Raw genomic sequence first — 23,206 nt, 5'->3', positions numbered from 1 at the left:
GTATATGGAGTATTTCACGGGGAAATACTCCACAAATCCTATGTTTTATTAATCAAGAGTTACGCTTAAACCAAGACCTCTCATTTCATGTAACAATACATTCAATGATTCAGGTATACCCGGTTGTGGCATTGGTTCGCCCTTAACAATAGCTTCATAAGCTTTAGAGCGTCCCATCACATCATCCGACTTGATTGTAAGTATTTCTTGTAAGATGTGTGCAGCACCAAATGCTTCAAGTGCCCAAACCTCCATCTCTCCGAAACGTTGACCCCCGAATTGAGCCTTACCTCCAAGAGGTTGTTGCGTAATAAGTGAGTATGGTCCGATAGAACGAGCGTGCATTTTATCTTCAACCATGTGACCCAGTTTCAACATGTAGATAATACCTACAGTTGCAGTTTGGTCAAAACGATCTCCGGTTCCACCATCGTATAGATAAGCTTTACCATAACGAGGCACACCTGCTTTGTCAGTCCATTCATTCAGGTCATCAAGACTTGCACCGTCAAAAATTGGAGTTGCAAACTTAACACCCAGTTCTTTACCTGCCCAACCAAGTACAGTTTCGAAAATCTGTCCAAGGTTCATACGAGAAGGCACACCAAGTGGGTTCAACACAATATCAACCGGTGTTCCGTCGGGTAAGAATGGCATATCTTCTTGACGAACGATACGAGACACGATACCTTTGTTACCGTGACGTCCTGCCATCTTATCACCTACCTGCACTTTACGTTTCTTAGCTACGTATACTTTTGCGATTTGTACAATACCCGATGGAAGTTCATCACCGATTGTAAGATCGAAACGCTTACGTTTCAATTCAGCGTCAAGTTCTTTGTACTTACGTAGATAATTTACAATAACGCTCTTAATAAGCTCATTTTTGTTATCGTCCGCAGTCCATTTACTTACTTGTATCGATTCGAAGTCGATGCTGTCAAGTGCCGATTTTGTGAATTTAGCACCTTTAGCAATAACATCTGTATTCAAATAATCTTTTACTCCTTGAGATGCTTTACCTTCGGTCAGAACCAATAGCTTATCTACCAAGATAGATTTTTGTTTAGCCATTTTTTCTTCATACTCTTCGTCTAATTTAGGAAGCAATGCTTTGCTCGAAAGTTTTGTTTTTCCTTTTTTAGCCGCTTTAGAGAACAAATTAGTTCCGATAACAACACCCTTCAATGATGGAGAAGCTTTCAATGAAGCATCTTTCACATCTCCGGCTTTGTCTCCGAATATGGCACGAAGAAGTTTTTCCTCAGGAGAAGGATCCGATTCTCCCTTAGGAGTAATCTTACCGATAAGAATGTCGCCGGGACCCACACGAGCTCCTATGCGAACGATTCCTCTTTCATCCAAGTCTTTGGTTGCTTCTTCACTAACGTTAGGAATATCAGAAGTTAATTCTTCCACACCACGTTTAGTATCACGTACATCAAGAGAAAACTCTTCTACGTGAACAGATGTAAATACGTCTTCGCGAACAATACGTTCGTTCAATACGATAGCATCCTCAAAGTTATAACCTTTCCAAGGCATGAAAGCAACCTTAAGGTTCTTTCCGATTGCCAATTCACCATCTTCAGTAGAATACCCTTCAGTCAGGATATCACCTGTTTCTACACGTTGACCTTTTTTGCATGTTGGACGAAGGTCAATAGTAGTATTCTGGTTAGTCTTTCTGAATTTAGGTACTATATGTGTCTTAACAGCACTGTCGAAGCTTATAAATTCTTCGTCGTCTGTACGGTCATATTTAATCTTAATAGTACTCGCATCCACATACACAATCTCGCCGGGACCTTCTGCCACAACTTGTGTACGCGAATCTTTAATAAGCAAGCCTTCGATACCAGTTCCCACGATAGGAGCTTCGGTACGAAGTAAAGGAACTGCCTGGCGCATCATATTAGATCCCATCAGTGCACGGTTGGCATCATCATGCTCCAAGAAAGGAATCAAAGATGCTGCAATAGATGCAATCTGAGTAGGAGATACGTCCATCAATTCGATTTCCTCAGGGCCTACTACCGGATAGTCGGCGTCCTGACGAGCTTTTACACGAGTATTAATGAAACTTCCGTTATCATCTAAAGGAGCATTTCCTTGAGCGATAATTTTTTCTTCTTCCTCTTCTGCTGCAAGGTAAATAATACCATCCTCAGAAAGATCTACTTTGTTATTGGTAACTTTACGATAAGGAGTCTCGATGAATCCTAGTTCGTTGATTTTAGCATATACACAAAGAGAAGAGATAAGACCGATATTTGGTCCCTCAGGAGTTTCAATTGGACACAAACGGCCATAGTGGGTAAAGTGAACGTCACGAACCTCGAAACCTGCTCTTTCACGAGAAAGACCACCTGGTCCTAAGGCCGACATACGGCGTTTGTGAGTAATCTCAGCCAGAGGGTTGGTTTGATCCATGAACTGAGAAAGTGCATTCGTTCCGAAGAATGTATTCACAACAGATGAAATAGTTTTCGCATTGATCAAGTCAATAGGAGTAAATACCTCATTGTCGCGCACATTCATTCTCTCACGAATGATACGGGCCATACGGTTAAGACCAACTCCAAACTGGTTGTAAAGTTGTTCTCCTACAGTACGTACACGTCTGTTGCTTAAGTGGTCAATATCATCTACAATTGCTTTGGAGTTGATAAGCTCAATTAAGTATTTTATGATTTCAATTATATCTTCTTTGGTCAAAACACGAACATCTACGCTCGTATTCAAACCAAGTTTCTTATTGATTCTGTATCGACCAACTTCTCCTAAATCGTAACGTTTTTCAGAGAAGAATAAACTGTTGATAACCTCGCGTGCACTAGTATCATCAGCAGGCTCGGCACTACGTAATTGGCGGTAGATATGACGCACGGCGTCTATTTCCGAGTTACTAGGGTCTTTTTGTAAAGTGTTATAGATTATAGTATAATCTGAAGCATTCTGATTGCTCTTATGCAACAATATCGAAGCTACACCCGAGTCAAGAATAGCATCCATATGGTCTTTCTCAACAATAGTTTCACGTTCGATTATAACTTCATTTCGTTCTATAGAAGTAACCTCACCAGTGTCTTCATCTACAAAATCTTCCATCCATGTCTTAAGGATACGGGCAGCAAGCCTGCGTCCTTCAATCTTTTTTAGATTTTGCTTATTAACTTTAACTTCCTCGGCAAGGTCAAATATTTCGAGAATATCTTTATCACTTTCGAAACCGATAGCTCTAAGTAGAGTAGTTACCGGTAATTTCTTTTTTCTGTCGATATACGCATACATGACACTGTTGATGTCTGTTGCAAATTCAATCCAAGAACCCTTGAATGGAATGATACGAGCAGAGTATAATTTACTACCATTGGCATGTACACTTTGTCCGAAGAATACACCTGGCGAACGGTGAAGTTGCGATACAACTACACGCTCAGCTCCATTGATGACAAAAGTACCTTTTTCTGTCATGTATGGAATTAGTCCAAGGTATACGTCTTGAATTACTGTATCGAAATCCTCATGATCAGGGTCTGTACAGTAAAGTTTTAGCTTCGCTTTAAGAGGAACACTATACGTTAAACCTCTCTCAACACACTCATCGATAGTGTAGCGGGGAGGATCGATATAGTAGTCCAAAAATTCTAATACAAAGTTGTTACGAGTATCTGCGATAGGAAAATTCTCAGCAAAAACTTTATATAAGCCTTCTTTCTTTCTTTTTTCAGGAGGTGTATCAAGCTGTAAAAAGTCTCTGAAAGACTTTAGTTGTACTTCAAGAAAATCTGGGTAGTGAAGAGGATTTTTTATTGAAGCAAAGTTGATTCTTTGATTTGTTGTAGTTGAAGACATGGAATACTCTTTTTTTTGAACTAATTACTTTTGACGCAAAAAGGTCAAGAACCTCCTTACTCAGAAGGTTCTCAACCAACATCCTGATTAACAGGATTTTTTTGTTTTATTTAAGTTCAACTTCAGCTCCAGCTTCTTCCAATTGTTTTTTCAATGCATCAGCTTCGTCTTTGCTAACACCTTTTTTCAATTCAGAAGGAGCAGCATCTACTAGATCTTTCGCTTCTTTCAAACCTAAACCTGTAAGTTCTTTAACAGCTTTTACTATAGCTAGTTTGTTTGCACCAGCAGATTTCAAAACAACATCAAATGCTGTTTTTTCTTCTACAGCTTCTGCTGCAGCAGCAGGAGCAGCAACGGCAACAGCTGCAGCAGCTGGTTCGATACCGTATTCTGTTTTAAGAGTTTCAGCCAATTCGCTAACTTCTTTAACTGTCAAATTTACTAGTTGTTCAGCAATAGCTTTTACGTCTGCCATTTTTGTATGTATTAAAATTGTTATTACTTCTTTTGTTTAATTTATCTTTTCGATAGAGTCTCAAGTACTCCGTGGATGGTGTTACCACCTGATTGAAGAGCAGATACAACATTCTTGATAGGCGATTGTAACAATCCGATAACCTCTCCAAGAAGTTCTTCTTTGCTCTTGATATTTACTAACGCTTTTAGGTTTTCAGCTCCTACATAGAAGCTTTCTTGCACGTATGCAGCCTTAAGCGCTGGTATACCTTCTTTGCTATATTTGTCGATTAATTTAGCAGGAGCATTTGCAACGTTAGAAAGCATGATAGCAGTGTTACCTGTCAAGACCGGAGTCAATTCAGAATAATCAGTATCTAATGATTCTAGTGCTTTTTGCAATAAGGTATTTTTAACTACCATCAGCTTGATATCACTCTTAAAGCATTCAGCTCTTAAAGCGCTGGTTTTTGCTGCATTAAGTGTAGAGATATCAGTCAAATAAAAGAAATCATATCCTTTTATTGTAGCTGCAATGGTATCTATAATAGTGCTTTTATCTTCCTTTCTCATAATTCCGTAGTTTTAATTAGTTTTCGTCTACTGATTTAGGGTCTATTTTAATACCCGGACTCATAGTGCTAGAAAGAAATACACTCTTCACATAAGTACCTTTAGCCGAACTTGGTTTCAATTTGATAAGCGTATTGATAAATTCTTTCGCATTATCTTTGATTTGATCAGCAGTAAATGATACCTTACCTATAGATGCATGGATAATACCTGTTTTGTCTACTTTAAAGTCAATCTTACCTGCTTTAACCTCAGTAACAGCTTTTGCTACATCTACTGTAACAGTACCGCTCTTTGGATTCGGCATAAGACCACGAGGACCTAGTACACGACCTAAAGCTCCGATTTTACCCATAATGGCAGGTTGAGTGATGATAACATCAATATCAGTCCAGCCACCTTTTATTTTTTCGATATATTCATCAAGACCTACGTGGTCTGCTCCGGCTTCTTTTGCAGCAGCTTCGGCGTCTGGCGAACATAACACAAGAACTCTTACTTGTTTTCCTGTTCCATGAGGAAGAGATACTACACCTCTTACCATCTGGTTAGCTTTACGTGGATCTACACCTAGACGTACATCTACGTCAACAGATGCATCAAATTTACTTGTAGTAATTTCTTTTACAAGTGCCGATGCTTCTTTAAGTGAATAAGATTTCCCTGCTTCAATCTTGCTAAAAGCTAACTTTTGATTTTTTGTAAGTTTACCCATTTCTCAATTGAAGTTTATTTATTTAACATCAGGGAAAGCCCCTTTTACAGTGATCCCCATACTTCTTGCTGTTCCGGCAACCATTTTCATAGCCGATTCGATCGTAAAACAATTCAAATCACCCATTTTATCTTCAGCTATAACTTGTACTTGTTCCCAAGTTATTTCAGAGATTTTTTTACGGTTAGGTTCAGCAGAACCACTTTTTTGCTTAGTAAGCTCAAGTAGTTGTATTGCTACAGGAGGATTTTTGATTATAAAATCAAAAGACTTGTCAGCGTAGTAAGTAATTACTACTGGTAATATTTTACCTGCCTTGTCTTGAGTTCTGGCATTAAATTGCTTGCAAAAATCCATGATGTTGATCCCTTTAGAACCTAAAGCAGGTCCTACGGGAGGAGATGGATTTGCTGCACCGCCTTTAATTTGTAATTTTAATTGTCCAGCAATTTCTTTAGCCATTTTTGTTTTAAATTTTTTTGTTTTTGTTTAAAACTTAGTGGAAAATCAATAAAAAATGCGTAACCAAATTTATTGTTCTTTTTCGACTTGTAAGTAATTCAATTCGAGAGGAGTTTTTCGTCCGAATATCTTTACCATCACTTTGAGTTTCTTTTTCTCTGCATTCACTTCTTCAATAATACCCGAGAAGCCATTGAATGGTCCATTATTGACCTTCACCGTTTCACCTACGATATATTGAACATCCATTTCTTCGCTTTGCTCATCCAACTCATCCATCGTGCCTAAAATGCGATTTACTTCAGATTGGCTTAACGGTTGAGGATTTGTAGCATTAGGAAGAAAACCTGCAACATAATTTATATTGCGGAGTTCATGCACAACTTCACCCACCAAAGCAGCTTCTATCAATATATATCCGGGGAGATAAGCTCTTTCTTTGAGAACTTTTTTCCCATTACGCATGATATAAGTCTTTTCGGTAGGTATAAGAACTTGAGAAATGTATTTTCCTAACTCGGTTTTTTTTATTTCCGCCTCAAGATACTCTTTGACTTTATTTTCTTTTCCGCTAACAGCACGCAGTACGTACCATTTCTTTTCGATTTCAGTCATTTTAATAAATTAAAGAGGATTATTATACAAGATTGTAAAAATACTTAAGTGCCCATTCGAAAGCAGAATCTATTCCAAACACTATTAGAGCCATAATAAAGGAAGCTATCATGACAACAACAGCACTGTTTGTGAGCTCTGCACGTGTAGGCCAAGAAACCTTGTGTACAAGTTCGTTATATGAGTCTTTTACGTATTGAATTATTTTTTTCATTACCCATTAAGAGATTTGCACGGGTTGAGAGACTCGAACTCCCGACACCTGGTTTTGGAGACCAGTGCTCTACCAACTGAGCTAAACCCGTAAACTGAAGTCGGCTATTTATTAGCCGACTTTGGCTTTATTTGATTGAATAAATATTATTCAACAATTTCTGTAATCTGACCAGCTCCTACTGTACGACCACCTTCGCGGATAGCGAAACGTAGACCTACATTACATGCTACTGGGTAGATCAATTCTACATTGATTGTTAAGTTATCACCTGGCATTACCATGTCAGTTCCTTCTGGAAGAGTGATTTCACCTGTAACATCTAATGTACGAATATAGAATTGAGGGCGATATTTATTGTGGAATGGAGTGTGACGTCCACCTTCTTCTTTTTTCAAGATATATACCTCAGCTTTGAACTTAGTGTGAGGAGTTACTTTTCCTGGGTGAGTGATAACCATACCACGTTTGATATCGTCTTTATCAACACCACGAAGTAAAAGACCTACGTTATCACCAGCTTGACCTTCGTCTAGGATTTTACGGAACATCTCAACACCAGTAACAACTGATTTTTTTCCTTCAGATCCAAGTCCAATGATTTGAACTTCTTCAGAAGTTTTGATGATACCTGTTTCGATACGACCTGTTGCTACAGTACCACGACCTGTGATCGAGAATACGTCTTCAACGGGCATAAGGAATGGTTTGTCAACATCACGTGGAGGTAGTTCAATCCAAGTATCAACTGCGTTCATAAGCTCCATAACTTGGCTAACCCAAGGCTCAACACCGTTAAGTGCTCCAAGAGCAGATCCGCGGATAACTGGAGTATTGTCACCGTCGAAGTTGTAGAATGAAAGAAGTTCTCTCATTTCCATTTCAACTAGTTCCAACATTTCTTCGTCTTCAACGATATCGCATTTGTTCATGAATACAACTAGACGAGGTACGTTTACCTGACGTGCTAGAAGAATGTGCTCACGAGTTTGAGGCATAGGACCATCAGTTGCAGCAACTACAATGATAGCACCGTCCATTTGTGCAGCACCAGTAACCATGTTTTTTACGTAGTCAGCGTGACCTGGACAGTCAACGTGAGCGTAATGACGGTTAGCTGTTTGATATTCTACGTGAGAAGTATTGATAGTGATACCACGTTCTTTTTCTTCAGGAGCGTTATCGATTTGATCAAAAGATTTAGCTTCAGAGAACCCTTTATCTGCTAATACTTTAGTGATAGCAGCAGTAAGAGTAGTTTTACCGTGGTCAACGTGACCGATTGTACCGATATTTACGTGTGGTTTCGACCGGTTAAAATGTTCTTTTGCCATAATAAAGTGTACTTATTAATTAATGATTGCTTTTCTAATTCTTTTCTATGGTGATAATAAAACCACCGTTATTATATTGCCTGCTGCAATCTCTAGAGCCTATGACGGGACTTGAACCCGTGACCTCTTCCTTACCAAGGAAGTGCTCTACCAACTGAGCTACATTGGCGATGAGAGCGAAAGACGGGGCTCAAACCCGCGACCCTCAGCTTGGAAGGCTGATGCTCTATCAACTGAGCTACTTTCGCAAAATAAAAAGTGGGCAGTGATGGATTCGAACCACCGTAAGCTTACGCTATCTGAGTTACAGTCAGACCCATTTGGCCACTCTGGTAACTGCCCCTTTTTCTCACTGAAAAAAAATAGGCTTTTGCCTTTCTTTTTTTGAGCCTCTTGTCGGATTCGAACCAACGACCCCGAGATTACAAATCACGTGCTCTGGCCAACTGAGCTAAAGAGGCATGGGCTTGATTATTCTCCAAATAATAATCGCCGCTTCGCAGATGTGCTTTATGCGAAACGGCGACAAAAATAGAAAGAAATTTCTTAACTCCCAAGAAAATATCAGTTATTTTTACTTAGGTTGCACTTTTTCTTTGTACTTGATCAGTTGCTTTTCCAAAGCCTCTGAGCATAAATCGATTGCTTCTTCGAAACTTTCGGCTGTTTTATTTGCGTAAAGCTCATCATTCTTGACATTTAACTTTATTGATGCATCTTTATTATTACTGGTTTCTGGTTTTACAACCTTAAGTATAATATCTGCACTTAATATGTCGTCTGAATATTTTTCTAGCTTAATTACCTTCTTTTGGATAAACTCTCTAAGTTTTTCACTAGCGTCAAAGTGTAGCGCTTGAATTTTAATGTCCATCATGATTCCTCCTTTTGTTTTAATAGTTATGCTCGAGGATGAGCTTTATTGTATATTTTCTTAAGTTCGTCAAAAGATGTATGCGTGTAAATCTCAGTAGATGCTAAACTCGAATGTCCCAGCAGTTCTTTTACCGCATTTATGTCAGCTCCGTTGTTAAGCATTCCTGTAGCAAACGAATGTCTTAAAACGTGTGGACTTGCTTTCGCTAAAGTCGGAATCCACTTGAGGTGACTGCTTACTATCCGATGGATTAACATGGGATAGATTGGTTCTCCGTCCTTTTTAACAAAGAAAGAGACTGTTTGGTTCTCGAAATTTTGGTTGCGTATTTCAAGATAATCATCTATTAGTGCTATGGTGTTCTTGCTAATAGGTATGATTCGCTGTTTGTTACGTTTACCCGTAACCCTTATACTGCCCGAATAAAGATCCACATCTTTATCAGTTAGTCCGATAAGTTCTGCTCTTCGCATACCGGTTACATAGAATAACTCGAGGATAACTTTGTCTCGGAATGATTCATAGTCATTGTCCAAAACTTCGAGATCAAGCACCTTTTCCATATCCGCATAATTCACAAACGATGGTATTGGCTTTTTCGCTTTAGGTCCGCTTATCTTTTTTAAGGGACTTATGGATACTAGCCCCATCTTTTGGAGGTACCGATAAAATGATTTCAAAGAACTCAATTTCCTGTTTACTGAACGGGCGGAGGTTTTGGTCTCCATTAAAAAGATGATCCATGCTCTGACGATATCGCCATCTACAGTTTCCAGCTCCACATCAGGATAATTAGTGTCTATAAAATCTCTGAATTGGATAAGGTCACTATAATAAGAAATCTCCGTGTGAGAAGAGTAGTTCTTTTCATAACGGAGATAATCTATATATTTGTCAACTATCGTCATTATTTACCTTTCTGGTTCAGAGACGAAGTTATACAATCGTTGTTATAAATACAAATGTTTTAATCTTCTATTTGATGAAGTTTTTGTACGTATGCAGCGTGAATTCTTTGTTTTCTATTTGTAATAGATGGTTTTTCAAAAGCTTGACGACGTCTTAGTTCTTTTACGACACCAGTTTTTTCGAATTTTCTTTTGAATTTTTTAAGTGCTTTTTCGATGTTTTCACCTTCTTTTATAGGAACAACTATCATAATTTTAATTTTTAAATTTCAGTTTATAAAAAATACGTTTTGATTTATTAAAATAAGTCCATCTCAATCTAATCTAATTGATCCGGATACATACATAATGCTTTATTCTTATTGTAAAGCCTATGTTTCAGTACTATATTATTCTAAGTATTAATCAAAACCTCCCTTCTTTTTCGGGTTGCAAAGATATATGTTTCAATGAGAACCACAAAAGATATTTAATAAATTCTTCCAAACCTCTTCTTATTTCGATTGATACATAGCTATTGATACGGATTTATTTCCAAGAAAATAACTATTTATATTACGATCTTCTATCAGCAATTTCCTTTATGTTTTACGTGACGCCTAAAATGATTTATGGCACAGGTTGTTTGTCTTAATCAATTGTATTAAATAAAAACCTTTGCTAATTATTGGAGCTTATATGCTTTATAATTGATCTGTTTAAAGAACCGAAGTGGCGGTAAATTCTAACCTCATTCAAATAGAATGTTGAGTTGAATAGGTAAAAAGAAAGCTAAAAAAGCAGGATATGCATATTTCGTGGTTGTAGATTTCTTATTTCTAAATATATACTATAATCGAAAGATATTCATTTGGTTATAAGTGATTCTGCTGCTTTTTAAGAAGGCTGTTTATTAAGAGTAATTTCTTATTTATGGGAAATTTTAGGTAAAAGAATATAGATATTGCACATTTTTAGTATTTTTGTGCCATTCAACAATCAAAAAGAATATTATTCACTAATAGAAAAATAAAAATGAGTCATAACTTATTAAAGGGCAAAAGAGGTATCGTCTTTGGAGCTCTAAATGAAATGTCAATAGCATGGAAAGTTGCAGAAAAAGCTGTAGAGCAAGGAGCAACAATTACATTATCAAATACTCCTATGGCAATGAGGATGGGAGAAACTAATGCATTGGCTGACAAATTAAAGACAGAAGTGATTCCTGCAGATGCTACAATCGTAGAAGATCTTGAGCTTGTTTTTGCAAGATCGCAAGAAATTCTGGGTGGTAAGATTGACTTCGTTCTTCACTCAATAGGTATGTCTCCAAACGTACGTAAAGGACGCGATTATGATGATTTAGACTATAAATTTTTAGATAAAACATTAGATATTTCGGCTGTCTCTTTTCACAAAATGATGCAGGTTGCGAAAAAAATGGATGCGATTGCTGAAGGCGGTTCGGTTTTAGCTCTTACTCATATTGCAGCACAACGTACTTTTGCAGGATATAATGATATGGCTGATGCTAAATCGTTGTTAGAATCGATAGGTCGTAGCTTTGGTTATGTATATGGACGTGATAAAGGTGTACGTGTGAATACAATTTCACAATCACCTACAATGACCACTGCCGGAGCAGGTATCGGAGGTATGGGCGGATTTCTTGAATTTGCCGAAAAAATGTCGCCTCTAGGTAATGCCAATGCCGAGGAGTGTGCCGATTATTGTATTGTTATGTTCTCGGATTTGACTCGCAAAGTAACCATGCAAAACTTATTTCACGATGGAGGTTTCTCTAATATGGGACTTACTGCAGCCGTGATGGATGAGTTTAATGCAAATAAATAAGCCGGAATTTATTCGTAAGGAAAAAGAATAAAAGGTTATAAGTCTTAAGAGACAGAAAACAAGAGTTTTCTGTCTCTTTTTTTATATATTTGTCGTGTTTTGAAGAAACACAAATAAATAGAATAGGATACACTCTTCTGTACAAAGAAAAAGTTTAGGAATAATTATGTTAATAAAAATATATCCGGAAAATCCCAATCAAAAAGAAATTGATAAAGTGGTGAAGGTTCTTCAAGATGGAGGACTGGTTATCTATCCTACCGATACTGTTTATGCAATTGGTTGTGATGCTCTAAATGTGAGAGCCGTAGAGAAAATTTGTAAGATGAAAGGTATAAATCCGGCAAAGAGTAATCTATCGATTATATGCTATGACTTGAGTAATATCAGCGAATATGCTAAGGTAGATACCTCTACGTTTAAATTAATGAAGAAAAATTTGCCAGGACCCTTTACTTTTTTGTTAAATACAACATCCTCTCTGCCTAAAATATATAAAGATAAAAAAACAGTTGGTATCAGGATACCGGACAACAATATCATCAGGGAAATTGTTAGAATCCTAGGTAATCCTGTTTTGACAACATCTGTTAAAAACGATGATGAGATCATAGAGTATACAACAGACCCCGAATTAATGGAGGAAAAGTATGAAAATGTTGTAGATCTTATTATTGATGGGGGATATGGAGGTCTCGAAGCTTCAACCATAGTCGATTGTACAGATGGTGAGCCTACTATCGTACGGCAAGGCAGAGGGGAGCTAATTTGGTAGAAATAAATAAAATATCTAATTTTGCACCAACATTAATATAATACTTAAGTAGCGAAAATATGAAAAAAAGACTTTTTACAATACTGTCTGTTGTTTTAGGCACTATGTTTATGGTATCTTGTGGTGGAGACGATCCAGTACCCACACCACCGGTTGATACGAAAACCAATGAGCAGGTATTAACAGTTATGAAAAATAACTACCTCTGGACTCCAAACAATGTATCTTTAGAACAAGAAACTCCGGCTTTTTTCAAGTCGTTGTTAAGTGCGAATGATGTTTACACAGACGGAGGAAATAAGTATAATTATTCAAGAATCTCATCAACAAGCGAACCGGCTGTAACAGTATACGATCCGGGATTTGAATATGCTATTAATAATTATATCAGTGGGGTGACCTATTATGTGGTTTTATACGTAAAGCCTAATACCCCAGCGAAAGACTTTATGGCACGTGGATTGTATATTACAAAAGTAAATGGTACTGCTGTTACTGCAGCTAATGCATCTACTCTATTGGCAAGTGCATATAGTAAAGGTGAAAAAATAACACTATCTATAAGAACCCCTATGATTACAGAGGAGAAATCTGTGTCATTTTCGCCTGTCGCAAACTACTCAGAAGCTCCGATGCATACGTCTAGTATCTTGACTGCGGGATCTAAGAAAGTTGGTTATATTGCTTACAATAATTTTTCAGCAGGAGCAAATTATGCTTATGACAACAGCTTAGCAGCTAAGTTGACCGAGTTCAAAGATAAGGGAGTAACTGATCTTGTATTTGATGTACGCTATAATTCAGGAGGAAGTCTTAGCGGAGTTCAGGCATTAGGTAGTGCTTTGGTAAAAGGCCGTGATATAAATAAGGCTTTTATTCAGCAAGTATATCGTCCGGATCTGCCAACACCTGTTAGACCCTTGAACTTTCAAGATAAAACAGCGGAAGGTAAAGGAGTTGCTATTCCTACATTAGGGGATCAGTTAGGTAAGATCTATATAATAACAGGACAAACGACAGCGGGTGCTTCAGAGGCTTTAATCAATGCTATTAAAGCATATAGAGCAAATGATGTTGTACTTGTTGGAGAAAAAACAAAAGGGCGTAATATTGCAACTGCAAGAACTACCGAAAATGGAACAGCCGGTAAATGGAATTTGACTTTGGCATATTTGTATATGGCTGACGTTAATAAGAACTATAACTACACAGCAGGTTTTGCTCCTAATACTCCAATTCAGGAAGTTAAAGTTGCTGCAGAAAAGAAGATACTTTTAGGAGAATTGGGTACTGATAAGGAAGTTATCCTCTCTCAAATATTAGCAACTATAGGCGGTGCAAAATCAACGCTATCTGTAGAAACAAGATCGACCGGATTTGAAAGAGAACTTAAAACATCTTTATCAAACAGAATCGGAGCTAATGAAACTATGGTAGATCTACAATAATAAGAATATAGGATCGTAAAATAGAAAAGTGATGGAATCTAAACTGATTCCGTCACTTTTTGTATTTAAGCGTGTGTCATTTTCTTAATTTTGTAAACAAAGATTAAATCTTTATATTTGTAGGTTAACGTCATACATAAAATGATAATAAAAAAGGTTTGAGACCTTCGAACGAAAAACAATAAATTTTAGACCCGACATAGCTATGAAAGTAATGAAATTTGGCGGAACCTCTCTGGGATCGGCTCAAAATATACTCAATGTAAAAAAGATAATAGATGCCGAAAAAGGCTCTTTGGTTATTGTGGCGTCTGCGTTTGGAGGAATAACGGACAAACTGATGGCAACCTCATTGCTTGCTGCCGACGGGAATGCCGATTATGAATTGAGTTTTAAGGGAATTATTGATACTCATCTTTCGATAATAGAAGGTTTGAATTTTGACAGGAAAACAGAATCCGACCTTTTATCTAAAATCAATGTCTTGTTAGACGAACTTAGTAATATATTTAAAGGTGTTTTTTTAATAAACGACCTTTCGCAACGTACGTCTGATAAAATTGTAAGTTATGGCGAGAGATTATCGTCTCTTATTGTAAGTTATGTATTAAGTGATTTCGAGCATCTGGATGCTATTCAATTGATAAAGACTAATTCGGCTTTCGGAAAACATACTCCTGATATCGAATTGTCGAGCTCTCTGATTAAAAATGCTTTTGCAACATCGTCAGGCAAAGTATTGGTGGCAGGTTTTATTTCTGCCTGCAAATCGAGAAATGAGATTACCAATCTGGGAAGAGGCGGTTCGGATTACACTGCTGCCATATTTGCTTCTGCTTTAGATGCCGATGTCTTAGAAATATGGACAGATGTAGATGGTTTTATGTCGGCTGATCCGAAAGTAATCAGTGGAGCGTATGTGATAGAGCATTTGACTTTTACGGAAGCCACCGAGCTTTGCAACTTTGGGGCAAAGGTTATCTACCCACCTACAATATTCCCTGTTTACCATAAGAATATACCTATCCGTATAAAGAATACATTTCACCCCGAATTGCCCGGAACTTTTATTTCTCACGATGGGGGCGAAAATAAACGCAAGGCTCTGATAAAAGGTATCTCATCCATAGATGATACTTGTTTGCTTACCGTTCAAGGTTTGGGTATGGTAGGTATTATTGGGGTCAATTACCGAATATTCCGAGCATTGGCAAAAAATGCTATCAGTGTGTTTTTGGTCTCTCAGGCTTCATCCGAAAACAGTACCTCGATAGGGGTTCGTTCGGTAGATGCCGATTTAGCAGCGAGTGTATTGGAAGAGGAATTTGCAAATGAAATAGCTCTGGGTAGTATCAATAGGGTTCAGTTGGAGCGTGACTTGGCAACAGTATCTATTGTTGGTGAGAATATGAAATATACTCCCGGTATTGCCGGAAAACTATTCGAAACACTGGGTAAAAGTGGTATCAGCGTAGTTGCCTGTGCTCAGGGAGCTTCGGAAGTAAATATCTCTTTTGTTATCAAAAATAAATATTTGAGAAAGGCGTTGAACTCGATTCACGATTCGTTTTTCTTATCAGAATATAAGGTACTGAATCTTTTTATTGTTGGAGGTACGGGTATTGTCGGTGGTCATTTGATCGAACAGATCAAAAAGCAACAGCCGAAATTAAAGCAACAGTATTCTTTAAAGTTAAATGTTGCAGGTATTGCCAACGGACGTAAAGCCTTGTTTTGCAGAGAAGGTATTGACCTGGATAATTACAGGGAGCTTCTCGACAAAGAAGGTATCGCAAGTTCCCCCAGTATATTGCAAGACAAAATTTTGGATATGAATATATTCAATGCTGTTTTTGTCGATTGTACAGCGAGTGAACAAATTGCCTCATTATATGACAGTTTATTGGCAAATAATGTTTCGGTAGTTACTGCCAATAAGATTGCCGCTTCGTCGGCTTACGACAATTATTTGAAATTGAAAAATACAGCTCGTGAGCGTAATGTGAAGTTTCTGTTTGAAACCAATGTGGGGGCAGGTCTTCCAATTATCAATACAATGAATTCGCTAACTAACTCGGGGGATAAAATCATCAAGATTGAAGCTGTATTATCGGGAACACTTAACTTTATATTCAATACCATAAGTAAAGATATTCCATTTAGTAAAGCTGTGCAGATGGCAAAGGAAGCAGGATATGCTGAACCCGACCCGCGTGTTGATTTATGTGGACAGGATGTAATCCGTAAATTGGTTATTCTTAGTCGCGAAGCCGGATATAAAGTCGAGCAAAAAGATGTGAAAGTAAAACTATTTGTTCCTCAGAAATATTTTGATGGAACACTCGATGAGTTTTGGAGTAGTATTGCTGAAGTTGACAAAGGCTTTGAAGACCGTCGCCAAAATTTGGAAGTCGAAGGAAAGCACCTTCGTTTCGTAGCCAAATACGAAAATGGCGAATGTGAAGTAGGCTTACAGGAAGTTGATATGAGCCATCCGTTTTATGAATTGGAAGGCAGCAACAATATAATTCAGATTACAACCGAGCGTTATAATGAGTATCCGATGATTATAAAAGGATATGGTGCTGGAGCTAGTGTAACTGCGGCAGGTGTGTTTTCTGATATTATCAGTATTGCCAATGTGAGATAAGGTCTGAGTTTTAGACCTCCAGAATAACTCAAAATTGTTTTATCCGATCAAAAGGATAAAGCAATTTTTTTATTAATATCTTTGTATATTCAAATAAGGACGTAAAAAAGATGATAGAAATACATAAAGTACCTTCTCCATGTTTTGTGATGGAAGAAGAATTGTTACGAAAAAACTTATCGTTGATCAAATCGGTAAAAGATCGTACCGGCGTTAATATTATATTGGCGTTTAAGGCTTTTGCCATGTGGAAATCTTTCCCTATTATCCGCGAATATGTACCCTATTCGACAGCCAGTTCGGTGTTTGAGGCACAATTGGCTTTTGAGGAAATGAAAAGTCCTGCACATACCTTTTCACCTGCTTATACCAATGAGAATTTTCCTACATTCTTAAAATATAGCGATCATATAACCTTTAATTCGTTGACGCAATTTGAAAGGTTTTACCCTCAGGTTGTAGCGGATGGAAATAAGGTTTCGTGTGGAATTCGAATTAACCCCGAATATTCGGAGGTAGAAACCGATTTGTATAATCCATGTGCACCCGGATCACGTTTTGGAGTAACTCCCGAGGCTTTGGGAGATAAATTACCTGAAGGTGTTGAAGGACTGCATTTTCATACACTATGCGAATCATCTTCTTTTGATCTGGAGAAAACTCTAAATGTAGTAATTACTAAATTCGATAAATGGCTTAAACAGGCTAAATGGTTGAATATGGGTGGTGGCCATCTGATGACCCGTGACGATTATGATGTAGAGCATCTGGTCGAATTGCTACTTTCTTTAAGAGAGAAATATCCACATCTCGAAATTATAATGGAACCCGGAAGTGCATTTGCTTGGCAAACAGGCGTGTTAGTGTCTTCTGTTATAGATGTAGTAGAAAATCAGGGAATAAAAACAGCTATTCTGGATGTTTCGTTTGCCTGTCATATGCCCGATTGTTTAGAAATGCCTTACAAGCCAAAGATACGAGGTGCATACCATGATCCTGTTGAAGGAAAACCAACATACCGTATGGGGGGGAACAGCTGTCTGAGCGGCGATTTTATGGGCGATTGGTCTTTTGATGAACCTTTAGCGATAGGAGATAAAATTGTATTTGAGGATATGATTCATTATACTATTGTGAAAACAACCATGTTTAATGGAATATCACATCCGGCTATCGCATTGTGGCGTCAGGATAACCAACTTGAAATATATAAGGAGTTTGATTATACGGATTATAAAAACAGAATGAGCTAAGGTCTCACATAATTAATATTATGTATATATTCTATTTCTTAATTATCTGGAATATCATCGTATTCTTTTTATACGGACTCGATAAACGTAAAGCAAAAGCTCATACATATAGGATCAGCGAAAAAATACTAATCCTTAGTTCTTTTCTTTTTGGTGCAATAGGAGCAGTTTTGGGTATGAATATTTTTCGCCATAAGACAAAGCATGCGAAGTTTAAAATTTTAATACCTGTATCATTGCTGTTTAATTGTGTCTGCTTTTATTATTTTAGAGATTATCTTTTGATGAAATTCTAACTTAAAATAGAGAATCGACATTTGATATATGAAAAAAAGCCTTCGGATAATCTGGTTATCCGAAGGCTTTTTTCGATTATATGGTTTAATCTTATTTTGTTCCTTCTTTAGTCTTTAAGGATATTATTGGTATATATTCGCTTGTAATCATGTCTTTGATTTTAGCATATGGAAGAGTGACTTCTACTAATCCGTCAGAATAAGGAGCAACCTCATAACTATTATATACATATACAATGCCTTGATTATTAAAGTAAAAGTTGTCACTGGGTACAATTGATTCAGGATCAAGCAAGGTGATAGTATCCCCTTGAGAATTCAGGGTTTTAGCTAAATCTTCTTTAATATATTGAGTAAGCTTGTCTTGACTTCCACTTTTGAATAGTTTATCTCCTTTTATGACAGATCCGTTGCGAGTATCGATATTGTAATAGGAAATATATTGTGAGCCGTGAGCCCCTCCCATATATTCATTGGTTTCGGTTCTGGCTGTAATAGTCATGTCGGTAGTGTCAAATACCGATGTTACAACATTTTTATAATAATCAGAAAGATCGCTTCGGTCTTTAATTGCTAATTTTGCAATATCAAGACTCTCGTTGATTGATCTGTTGGTAAGGGTGTCGAATGCACTTTGAGGGTTGAGGTTTTTGTAATCATCTCCGGCAAAAGCAGTTGCAAAGTGTGATTGTATAACAGAAAGGAGAGAATCATTTCCTATTTTAGATGGATAATTAAATTCGAAGCTTAATTTTATACCTCCTTTTGTCGAGTCATTATCTAGAAAGACTTTCTTTTCAAGACTAAGCTTGTCAAACTTCCACTTTTCGGTTGCCGGCATGTTTGGTTGTGTCTTTTTACAAGAAGTGATTGCTATGATCACCATTAAGATAGCAAAACTAATCTTTTTCATAATTGAACAAATTTATATTTTATTAAGAACAAATTTAGCATAAAAACGCATGACGGACATAATAAGTTCAATTAACTAACGTTTATAAAATGTAATAAGTAGTAATAAAGGGAAATCAAAAGTATTTAAAAGGGGAAAGCCTATGGATGAGAAATCTACACAAGTAACAGGCGATGAAAAATTATTGGAAATGTTGACAGACGAACAAGGACCATCAGCAAAGACTTTGAGTTTTTTGAAGATGTTTGCGCATAGTTACTATGCCGATCCATCATTGCCGGAAGAGATCAGAGCTACATGTTTAAACTAAGTATTGTAGTAATGAATTAAAAATCTAAGAGATAACAGTCTTTCCTTCATTTAAAAGGAAAGACTGTTTTTTTATTATCTTTGTTTACAGCAAAGCATCTAAGGCAATGCTACGTTTCGAATCTATAAAATTGTATTATGAGTCATAAAATATCACCTTCGCTTCTTTCTGCCGATTTTTTGAATCTGCAAAAAGATATTGAAATGTTAAATAACAGTGAGGCCGATTGGTTGCATTGTGATGTAATGGATGGAGTGTTTGTTCCTAACATATCTTTTGGTTTTCCGGTATTGGAACGTGTTAAAGAAATAGCCAAGAAACCTCTGGATGTGCATTTGATGATTGTGCAACCCGAAAAATTTATTCAGCAGGTAAAAGATATAAATGCTTATATGATGACTGTGCATTATGAAGCGTGTACACACCTTCACCGTACAGTAGGAGCTATCCATGATGCAGGGATGAAAGCGGGAGTAACGCTAAATCCACATACACCGGTTGAATTTCTGGAAGATATTCTCGAGGATTTAGATATGGTTCTGATCATGTCTGTTAATCCGGGATTTGGAGGACAAAGGTTTATTGAACGATCCTTATCTAAGGTATCGCGTTTAAAAAAAATGATACAAGAGCGCAATCTCTCTACTCTCATAGAAGTAGACGGAGGTGTGAATCTTGAAACAGGTAAACGCTTACTCGATGCAGGAGCCGATGTTCTTGTCGCAGGTAATGCAGTCTTTTCGGCACCGAATCCTACTCAGATGATCCATGAATTGAAAAATTTATAAGGTGCATCAATAAGTTGAGGTATGGAGAAAATTACGAAAGCTCCGTTTTTTAGACTGTTGTTACCTCTTCTTTTAGGTATTGTAATTCAATATTATTACCATATAGGAAAATGGAGTATAATTCCGATTGTCTTAGGACTCGGTATTATACTCTTTTCGTATTTTGTTCCAAAGTCTAAAATATTAGGTCACCAATTCCGATTTGGGTATGGCGTTTGTTTTATGTTGTTAGGTGTAGGAATTGTTTCGACTATGCTCAGGCAGCAAATGTCAGCCTTTACATTTCCTGATGTCAGTGAAACCTATACAGCCACTGTTGTCGATATACCTCAGGAAAAACCAAGCTCGTATACTTACAAGGTTAAACTAAAAGATTTCAATAAGCAGATTGTTTGTTATTTTTCGAAAGAGGATAATTTAGAAGATTTAAAAGAGGGAGATACCTTTACTTTCTTTTCTCAAATACAAGCTTTCAAAAATAGAGGTAATCCCGATGAATTTGACTACGCCCGTTATATGTATAATAAAGGCTATTCGGGGATGACATTCGTCAGATCAGACAGGTGGCAGAAAGAACAAGTGTCCAATTCCGATTTATTTATTAAGGCAGCACAAAGTAGGCAATATATACTTCAATTATATAAATCGTTAGGTCTGACTACGGAAGAATATGGTATGCTTTCGGCTCTCACATTAGGATATACAGATGCCTTGTCTGATGAGACTGTAGAGTCTTTTAGGACTACGGGTGTCGCACATATTCTGGCAGTCAGTGGAATGCACGTGGGAATTATTTTTGTAGTTATTTCTTCTTTGTTGAGTTTTGTACACCGTCACTCAAAATACAATTGGATAAAGCAAATCATTATTATTCTTTTACTCTGGATCTATGTGTTTGTCATCGGTTTTCCGCCTTCGGCACTTCGGGCTTGTCTTATGCTTACTGCCCTCTGTGTTGCTGCATTGTTCGGAAGCAAGAGCTATTCTTATAATACTTTATTTATGACGGCTTTTCTTATGCTTGTCTGGAATCCTCTGTGGTTGTTTGATATGGGTTTCCAGTTGAGTTTTCTTGCCGTATTATCTATGCTCCTTCTTATGCCTGTTTTGTCGGATGCAATGCCTGTAAAAAATAGGTATGTAAGATATTTCCGTGATATATTCAATGTATCCTTATCCGTGCAGATAGGTATATTTCCGCTGTGCTTATATTACTTCGGTACGTTTCCTGTTTATTTTTTCATAACTAATTTGATTATTATTCCACTGATAACATTGGCTCTGTACGATGCAATTGTTATCGTTTTCTTACAGGGGGTAGGAGTTTTTCTACCTGCCGTTGCTACATATCTTCAGTATTTGCCGATTGGCTTATTTAAAATATTGGTAAAAGCAGCAACTTCCACTTCTTCATTTTTCGAGAATTTACCATACGCTTCGCTACAGAATCTAAAACCGTCTACGGTAGGTTTGGTTCTGCTATGGTTAATTATTATATCACTTATGTCCTTTCTTTTAAAAAAGAAGCCCAAGGTTCTGATTGTATCATTGGTCTGTATTTTTGTTTTTATAGGTGTGAATTTCCGTACGATTATCAAAAATAAAGATACATTGGTGGTTTATAACAGACCGGAGTCAACACAAGTTATATATCAAATAGGATATCATAAGGAGGAAATAACCGAAGTGAAAAACAATACGCTTATCTGGTTAAAGGGATCAAAATACCTGATAGTAACAAACGATACATGGAAAGGGAGATCTCCTAATCAAAAAATGAAAGTTGATTATCTTCATTTAGTTGAGAATAATTCATTGTCATTATATTCTCTTAATCAGGTGTTTGAAATAGATAAAGTTATTCTTGACGGTTCTTTGTCAAAGAAAACTCTCCAAAGATTTGTGTTAGAATGTGAAAAATTACGAATTCCTTATTACGATGTATCGGATAATGGAGTTTTACGGATATTTTTTAATGAGAATTATAAATAAAGCCAAACATTTACTGCTTGGCTTTATTTATAATATAATATGTATTTTATTGTCCAATTATTACCGAACTAGCCACATCATTCCAGTTTTTGCCAGAACCAAAAGAGACTTCTTTAAGGCGTCTAACTGTATCCTCACGATCTGTGTCACTTGTGTATAATTTTGTAGATGCAAAAGTGATAGATTTACCTTCATAGTTATCGTGCTCAAACAAGGTAAATTGAATGTTGAAGGGGAATGGATATCTAGGTGGTTCTGTCGAGTAAGTGCGAGCAAGTCTATATTTTAATGATGATATTTTATCATTCATACCATATGCTCTTAGGGAAGGAATATAAACTTTTGTATTATTTTTGTCAATCGTAAAGCTTATTCTTTTTCCATTATAACTTGAGTCTTCAAAAAGATCTACAGTAAAAGAAGTTGGAACATAAGTGCTTCTTAGATTAGTTTGTGTTGAGGTATAAGAGGGGATTTCATCATAACTGTCATAATAAGTTAGAACCCCATCCTCATTAATAACAACTGCTAAGGCTGGATTTAATCCTAAGTTGCGATACACTTCATTCGCAATCTTGTCATTTAGGATAATTAGAGAGTCTTGGGTTGAAAAGTATGTTGAAGAATATAATTTACCTTTATAGATAAACTCAATTGATCCGTTCTTATCAATATCCTTTGACTCATTTTTCCCTAAATCTAGATCTTCATTTGAACATGAAACTGTAAATAGCAGACTTAATACATAAAAAAATAGTAGTTTTTTTTTCTTCATAATAGTTTGTTAATAGTTTGTTAAAAATACAATGAACTACAAACATATAATAAAAAAGCCAAAGTATCAATATTATTGCAAGATTAAAAAATGATTGATTTCCTTAGAATAAAGTAGTATCTGGCTATAAATAATTTAAGTAGATGCAATTGTCT

The 23,206-nt window shown here is 36.8% G+C and carries 22 protein-coding genes and 5 tRNA genes; 9 read left to right on the top strand and 18 right to left on the bottom strand.

Translation table 11 applies throughout. The annotated features are described in order from the left end of the window. Positions 1-48 precede the first annotated feature (48 nt). The 16 genes from rpoB to rpsU all read right to left on the bottom strand — a co-directional run bounded on the left by rpoB (position 49) and on the right by rpsU (position 10,269). Positions 49-3,861: a DNA-directed RNA polymerase subunit beta gene (gene rpoB / locus G7050_RS05045; RefSeq protein WP_166112083.1), complete on the bottom strand. Its 3,813-nt coding sequence runs from the start codon at positions 3,859-3,861 to the stop codon at positions 49-51. A gap of 106 nt (positions 3,862-3,967) precedes the next feature. Beyond that, the gene (rplL, locus tag G7050_RS05040) at positions 3,968-4,339 is read right to left on the bottom strand and encodes a 50S ribosomal protein L7/L12 (protein ID WP_110310220.1); all 372 of its coding nucleotides are present in this window, start codon (positions 4,337-4,339) and stop codon (positions 3,968-3,970) included. Between the two features lie 41 nt (positions 4,340-4,380). Next, positions 4,381-4,893 carry a 50S ribosomal protein L10 gene (rplJ, locus tag G7050_RS05035; protein ID WP_166112080.1) on the bottom strand — a complete coding sequence of 171 codons (513 nt, stop codon included), beginning with the start codon at positions 4,891-4,893 and terminating at the stop codon, positions 4,381-4,383. A gap of 16 nt (positions 4,894-4,909) precedes the next feature. Beyond that, positions 4,910-5,608 carry a 50S ribosomal protein L1 gene (rplA, locus tag G7050_RS05030; protein WP_166112077.1) on the bottom strand — a complete coding sequence of 233 codons (699 nt, stop codon included), beginning with the start codon at positions 5,606-5,608 and terminating at the stop codon, positions 4,910-4,912. 18 nt (positions 5,609-5,626) lie between these two features. After that, on the bottom strand, positions 5,627-6,070 hold the full coding sequence (rplK, locus tag G7050_RS05025) for a 50S ribosomal protein L11 (protein WP_166112074.1): 444 nt from the start codon (positions 6,068-6,070) through the stop codon (positions 5,627-5,629). Between the two features lie 69 nt (positions 6,071-6,139). After that, positions 6,140-6,685 (bottom strand): transcription termination/antitermination protein NusG, encoded by a 546-nt coding sequence (nusG, locus tag G7050_RS05020; protein WP_166112071.1) that lies wholly within the window; start codon positions 6,683-6,685, stop codon positions 6,140-6,142. Between the two features lie 22 nt (positions 6,686-6,707). Then, entirely contained in the window at positions 6,708-6,899 is a 192-nt protein-coding gene (gene secE / locus G7050_RS05015; protein WP_166112068.1) for a preprotein translocase subunit SecE, read from the bottom strand. A gap of 18 nt (positions 6,900-6,917) precedes the next feature. Further along, positions 6,918-6,990: transfer RNA gene (locus G7050_RS05010), tRNA-Trp, on the bottom strand. A gap of 55 nt (positions 6,991-7,045) precedes the next feature. Further along, the gene (gene tuf, locus G7050_RS05005; RefSeq protein ID WP_166112065.1) at positions 7,046-8,233 is read right to left on the bottom strand and encodes an elongation factor Tu; all 1,188 of its coding nucleotides are present in this window, start codon (positions 8,231-8,233) and stop codon (positions 7,046-7,048) included. Positions 8,234-8,329: 96 nt separating this feature from the next. Then, positions 8,330-8,402 (bottom strand) — tRNA-Thr (locus G7050_RS05000). A gap of 6 nt (positions 8,403-8,408) precedes the next feature. Next, positions 8,409-8,481 (bottom strand) — tRNA-Gly (locus G7050_RS04995). 11 nt (positions 8,482-8,492) lie between these two features. Further along, positions 8,493-8,575 (bottom strand) — tRNA-Tyr (locus tag G7050_RS04990). A 45-nt stretch (positions 8,576-8,620) separates the two neighbouring features. Further along, a tRNA-Thr gene (locus G7050_RS04985) sits at positions 8,621-8,694 on the bottom strand. 113 nt (positions 8,695-8,807) lie between these two features. After that, positions 8,808-9,107 carry a ribosome hibernation-promoting factor, HPF/YfiA family gene (gene hpf / locus G7050_RS04980; protein WP_166117642.1) on the bottom strand — a complete coding sequence of 100 codons (300 nt, stop codon included), beginning with the start codon at positions 9,105-9,107 and terminating at the stop codon, positions 8,808-8,810. 26 nt (positions 9,108-9,133) lie between these two features. Further along, positions 9,134-10,018 (bottom strand): tyrosine recombinase XerC, encoded by an 885-nt coding sequence (gene xerC, locus G7050_RS04975; protein WP_185154946.1) that lies wholly within the window; start codon positions 10,016-10,018, stop codon positions 9,134-9,136. 59 nt (positions 10,019-10,077) lie between these two features. Continuing rightward, complete coding sequence (rpsU, locus tag G7050_RS04970) at positions 10,078-10,269, bottom strand: 30S ribosomal protein S21 (RefSeq protein WP_050708328.1); 192 nt, start codon at positions 10,267-10,269, stop codon at positions 10,078-10,080. Positions 10,270-11,032: 763 nt separating this feature from the next. On the opposite strand from rpsU, the gene G7050_RS04965 reads away from it, so the two are divergent. The 6 genes from G7050_RS04965 to G7050_RS17995 all read left to right on the top strand — a co-directional run bounded on the left by G7050_RS04965 (position 11,033) and on the right by G7050_RS17995 (position 18,273). Next, entirely contained in the window at positions 11,033-11,851 is an 819-nt protein-coding gene (locus G7050_RS04965) for an enoyl-ACP reductase (protein ID WP_166112062.1), read from the top strand. A gap of 166 nt (positions 11,852-12,017) precedes the next feature. Beyond that, the gene (locus tag G7050_RS04960) at positions 12,018-12,626 is read left to right on the top strand and encodes an L-threonylcarbamoyladenylate synthase (RefSeq protein WP_166112059.1); all 609 of its coding nucleotides are present in this window, start codon (positions 12,018-12,020) and stop codon (positions 12,624-12,626) included. 59 nt (positions 12,627-12,685) lie between these two features. Beyond that, positions 12,686-14,074, top strand: coding sequence for a S41 family peptidase (locus tag G7050_RS04955; RefSeq protein ID WP_166112056.1), 1,389 nt, complete (start codon positions 12,686-12,688; stop codon positions 14,072-14,074). A gap of 205 nt (positions 14,075-14,279) precedes the next feature. Then, positions 14,280-16,724: a bifunctional aspartate kinase/homoserine dehydrogenase I gene (thrA, locus tag G7050_RS04950; protein WP_166112053.1), complete on the top strand. Its 2,445-nt coding sequence runs from the start codon at positions 14,280-14,282 to the stop codon at positions 16,722-16,724. Between the two features lie 110 nt (positions 16,725-16,834). Next, on the top strand, positions 16,835-17,977 hold the full coding sequence (gene nspC / locus G7050_RS04945; protein ID WP_166112050.1) for a carboxynorspermidine decarboxylase: 1,143 nt from the start codon (positions 16,835-16,837) through the stop codon (positions 17,975-17,977). A 20-nt stretch (positions 17,978-17,997) separates the two neighbouring features. Further along, positions 17,998-18,273, top strand: a complete 276-nt coding sequence (locus G7050_RS17995) for a DUF1294 domain-containing protein (RefSeq protein ID WP_166112047.1) — start codon at positions 17,998-18,000, stop codon at positions 18,271-18,273. Between the two features lie 91 nt (positions 18,274-18,364). On the opposite strand, the gene G7050_RS04935 is transcribed toward G7050_RS17995, so the two are convergent. After that, entirely contained in the window at positions 18,365-19,186 is an 822-nt protein-coding gene (locus G7050_RS04935; protein ID WP_166112044.1) for an RsiV family protein, read from the bottom strand. Between the two features lie 142 nt (positions 19,187-19,328). Between G7050_RS04935 and G7050_RS04930 the strand changes: the two genes are divergently transcribed. The 3 genes from G7050_RS04930 to G7050_RS04920 all read left to right on the top strand — a co-directional run bounded on the left by G7050_RS04930 (position 19,329) and on the right by G7050_RS04920 (position 22,276). Further along, positions 19,329-19,496: a hypothetical protein gene (locus tag G7050_RS04930; protein ID WP_166112041.1), complete on the top strand. Its 168-nt coding sequence runs from the start codon at positions 19,329-19,331 to the stop codon at positions 19,494-19,496. Positions 19,497-19,633: 137 nt separating this feature from the next. Next, entirely contained in the window at positions 19,634-20,284 is a 651-nt protein-coding gene (gene rpe / locus G7050_RS04925; RefSeq protein ID WP_166112038.1) for a ribulose-phosphate 3-epimerase, read from the top strand. Between the two features lie 21 nt (positions 20,285-20,305). Further along, positions 20,306-22,276 (top strand): ComEC/Rec2 family competence protein, encoded by a 1,971-nt coding sequence (locus G7050_RS04920; protein WP_166112035.1) that lies wholly within the window; start codon positions 20,306-20,308, stop codon positions 22,274-22,276. Between the two features lie 46 nt (positions 22,277-22,322). On the opposite strand, the gene G7050_RS04915 is transcribed toward G7050_RS04920, so the two are convergent. Continuing rightward, positions 22,323-23,051 carry a hypothetical protein gene (locus G7050_RS04915; RefSeq protein ID WP_166112033.1) on the bottom strand — a complete coding sequence of 243 codons (729 nt, stop codon included), beginning with the start codon at positions 23,049-23,051 and terminating at the stop codon, positions 22,323-22,325. Between the last annotated feature and the right edge of the window lie 155 nt (positions 23,052-23,206).

Source organism: Dysgonomonas sp. HDW5A, from assembly GCF_011299555.1.
In the GTDB taxonomy this organism is placed as follows: Bacteria; Bacteroidota; Bacteroidia; order Bacteroidales; family Dysgonomonadaceae; genus Dysgonomonas_A.
The sequence above is the reverse complement of the archived record's forward strand: the minus strand, read 5'-3'. Positions and strand labels throughout refer to the sequence as shown.

What these genes read in the sequence shown, in the direction of transcription:
- rpoB (WP_166112083.1), bottom strand. Translation starts at nt 3,861, where the DNA reads ATGTCTTCAACTACAACAAATCAAAGAATCAACTTTGCTTCAATAAAA.
- rplL (WP_110310220.1), bottom strand. Translation starts at nt 4,339, where the DNA reads ATGGCAGACGTAAAAGCTATTGCTGAACAACTAGTAAATTTGACAGTT.
- rplJ (WP_166112080.1), bottom strand. Translation starts at nt 4,893, where the DNA reads ATGAGAAAGGAAGATAAAAGCACTATTATAGATACCATTGCAGCTACA.
- rplA (WP_166112077.1), bottom strand. Translation starts at nt 5,608, where the DNA reads ATGGGTAAACTTACAAAAAATCAAAAGTTAGCTTTTAGCAAGATTGAA.
- rplK (WP_166112074.1), bottom strand. Translation starts at nt 6,070, where the DNA reads ATGGCTAAAGAAATTGCTGGACAATTAAAATTACAAATTAAAGGCGGT.
- nusG (WP_166112071.1), bottom strand. Translation starts at nt 6,685, where the DNA reads ATGACTGAAATCGAAAAGAAATGGTACGTACTGCGTGCTGTTAGCGGA.
- secE (WP_166112068.1), bottom strand. Translation starts at nt 6,899, where the DNA reads ATGAAAAAAATAATTCAATACGTAAAAGACTCATATAACGAACTTGTA.
- tuf (WP_166112065.1), bottom strand. Translation starts at nt 8,233, where the DNA reads ATGGCAAAAGAACATTTTAACCGGTCGAAACCACACGTAAATATCGGT.
- hpf (WP_166117642.1), bottom strand. Translation starts at nt 9,107, where the DNA reads ATGGACATTAAAATTCAAGCGCTACACTTTGACGCTAGTGAAAAACTT.
- xerC (WP_185154946.1), bottom strand. Translation starts at nt 10,018, where the DNA reads ATGACGATAGTTGACAAATATATAGATTATCTCCGTTATGAAAAGAAC.
- rpsU (WP_050708328.1), bottom strand. Translation starts at nt 10,269, where the DNA reads ATGATAGTTGTTCCTATAAAAGAAGGTGAAAACATCGAAAAAGCACTT.
- G7050_RS04965 (WP_166112062.1), top strand. Translation starts at nt 11,033, where the DNA reads ATGAGTCATAACTTATTAAAGGGCAAAAGAGGTATCGTCTTTGGAGCT.
- G7050_RS04960 (WP_166112059.1), top strand. Translation starts at nt 12,018, where the DNA reads ATGTTAATAAAAATATATCCGGAAAATCCCAATCAAAAAGAAATTGAT.
- G7050_RS04955 (WP_166112056.1), top strand. Translation starts at nt 12,686, where the DNA reads ATGAAAAAAAGACTTTTTACAATACTGTCTGTTGTTTTAGGCACTATG.
- thrA (WP_166112053.1), top strand. Translation starts at nt 14,280, where the DNA reads ATGAAAGTAATGAAATTTGGCGGAACCTCTCTGGGATCGGCTCAAAAT.
- nspC (WP_166112050.1), top strand. Translation starts at nt 16,835, where the DNA reads ATGATAGAAATACATAAAGTACCTTCTCCATGTTTTGTGATGGAAGAA.
- G7050_RS17995 (WP_166112047.1), top strand. Translation starts at nt 17,998, where the DNA reads ATGTATATATTCTATTTCTTAATTATCTGGAATATCATCGTATTCTTT.
- G7050_RS04935 (WP_166112044.1), bottom strand. Translation starts at nt 19,186, where the DNA reads ATGAAAAAGATTAGTTTTGCTATCTTAATGGTGATCATAGCAATCACT.
- G7050_RS04930 (WP_166112041.1), top strand. Translation starts at nt 19,329, where the DNA reads ATGGATGAGAAATCTACACAAGTAACAGGCGATGAAAAATTATTGGAA.
- rpe (WP_166112038.1), top strand. Translation starts at nt 19,634, where the DNA reads ATGAGTCATAAAATATCACCTTCGCTTCTTTCTGCCGATTTTTTGAAT.
- G7050_RS04920 (WP_166112035.1), top strand. Translation starts at nt 20,306, where the DNA reads ATGGAGAAAATTACGAAAGCTCCGTTTTTTAGACTGTTGTTACCTCTT.
- G7050_RS04915 (WP_166112033.1), bottom strand. Translation starts at nt 23,051, where the DNA reads ATGAAGAAAAAAAAACTACTATTTTTTTATGTATTAAGTCTGCTATTT.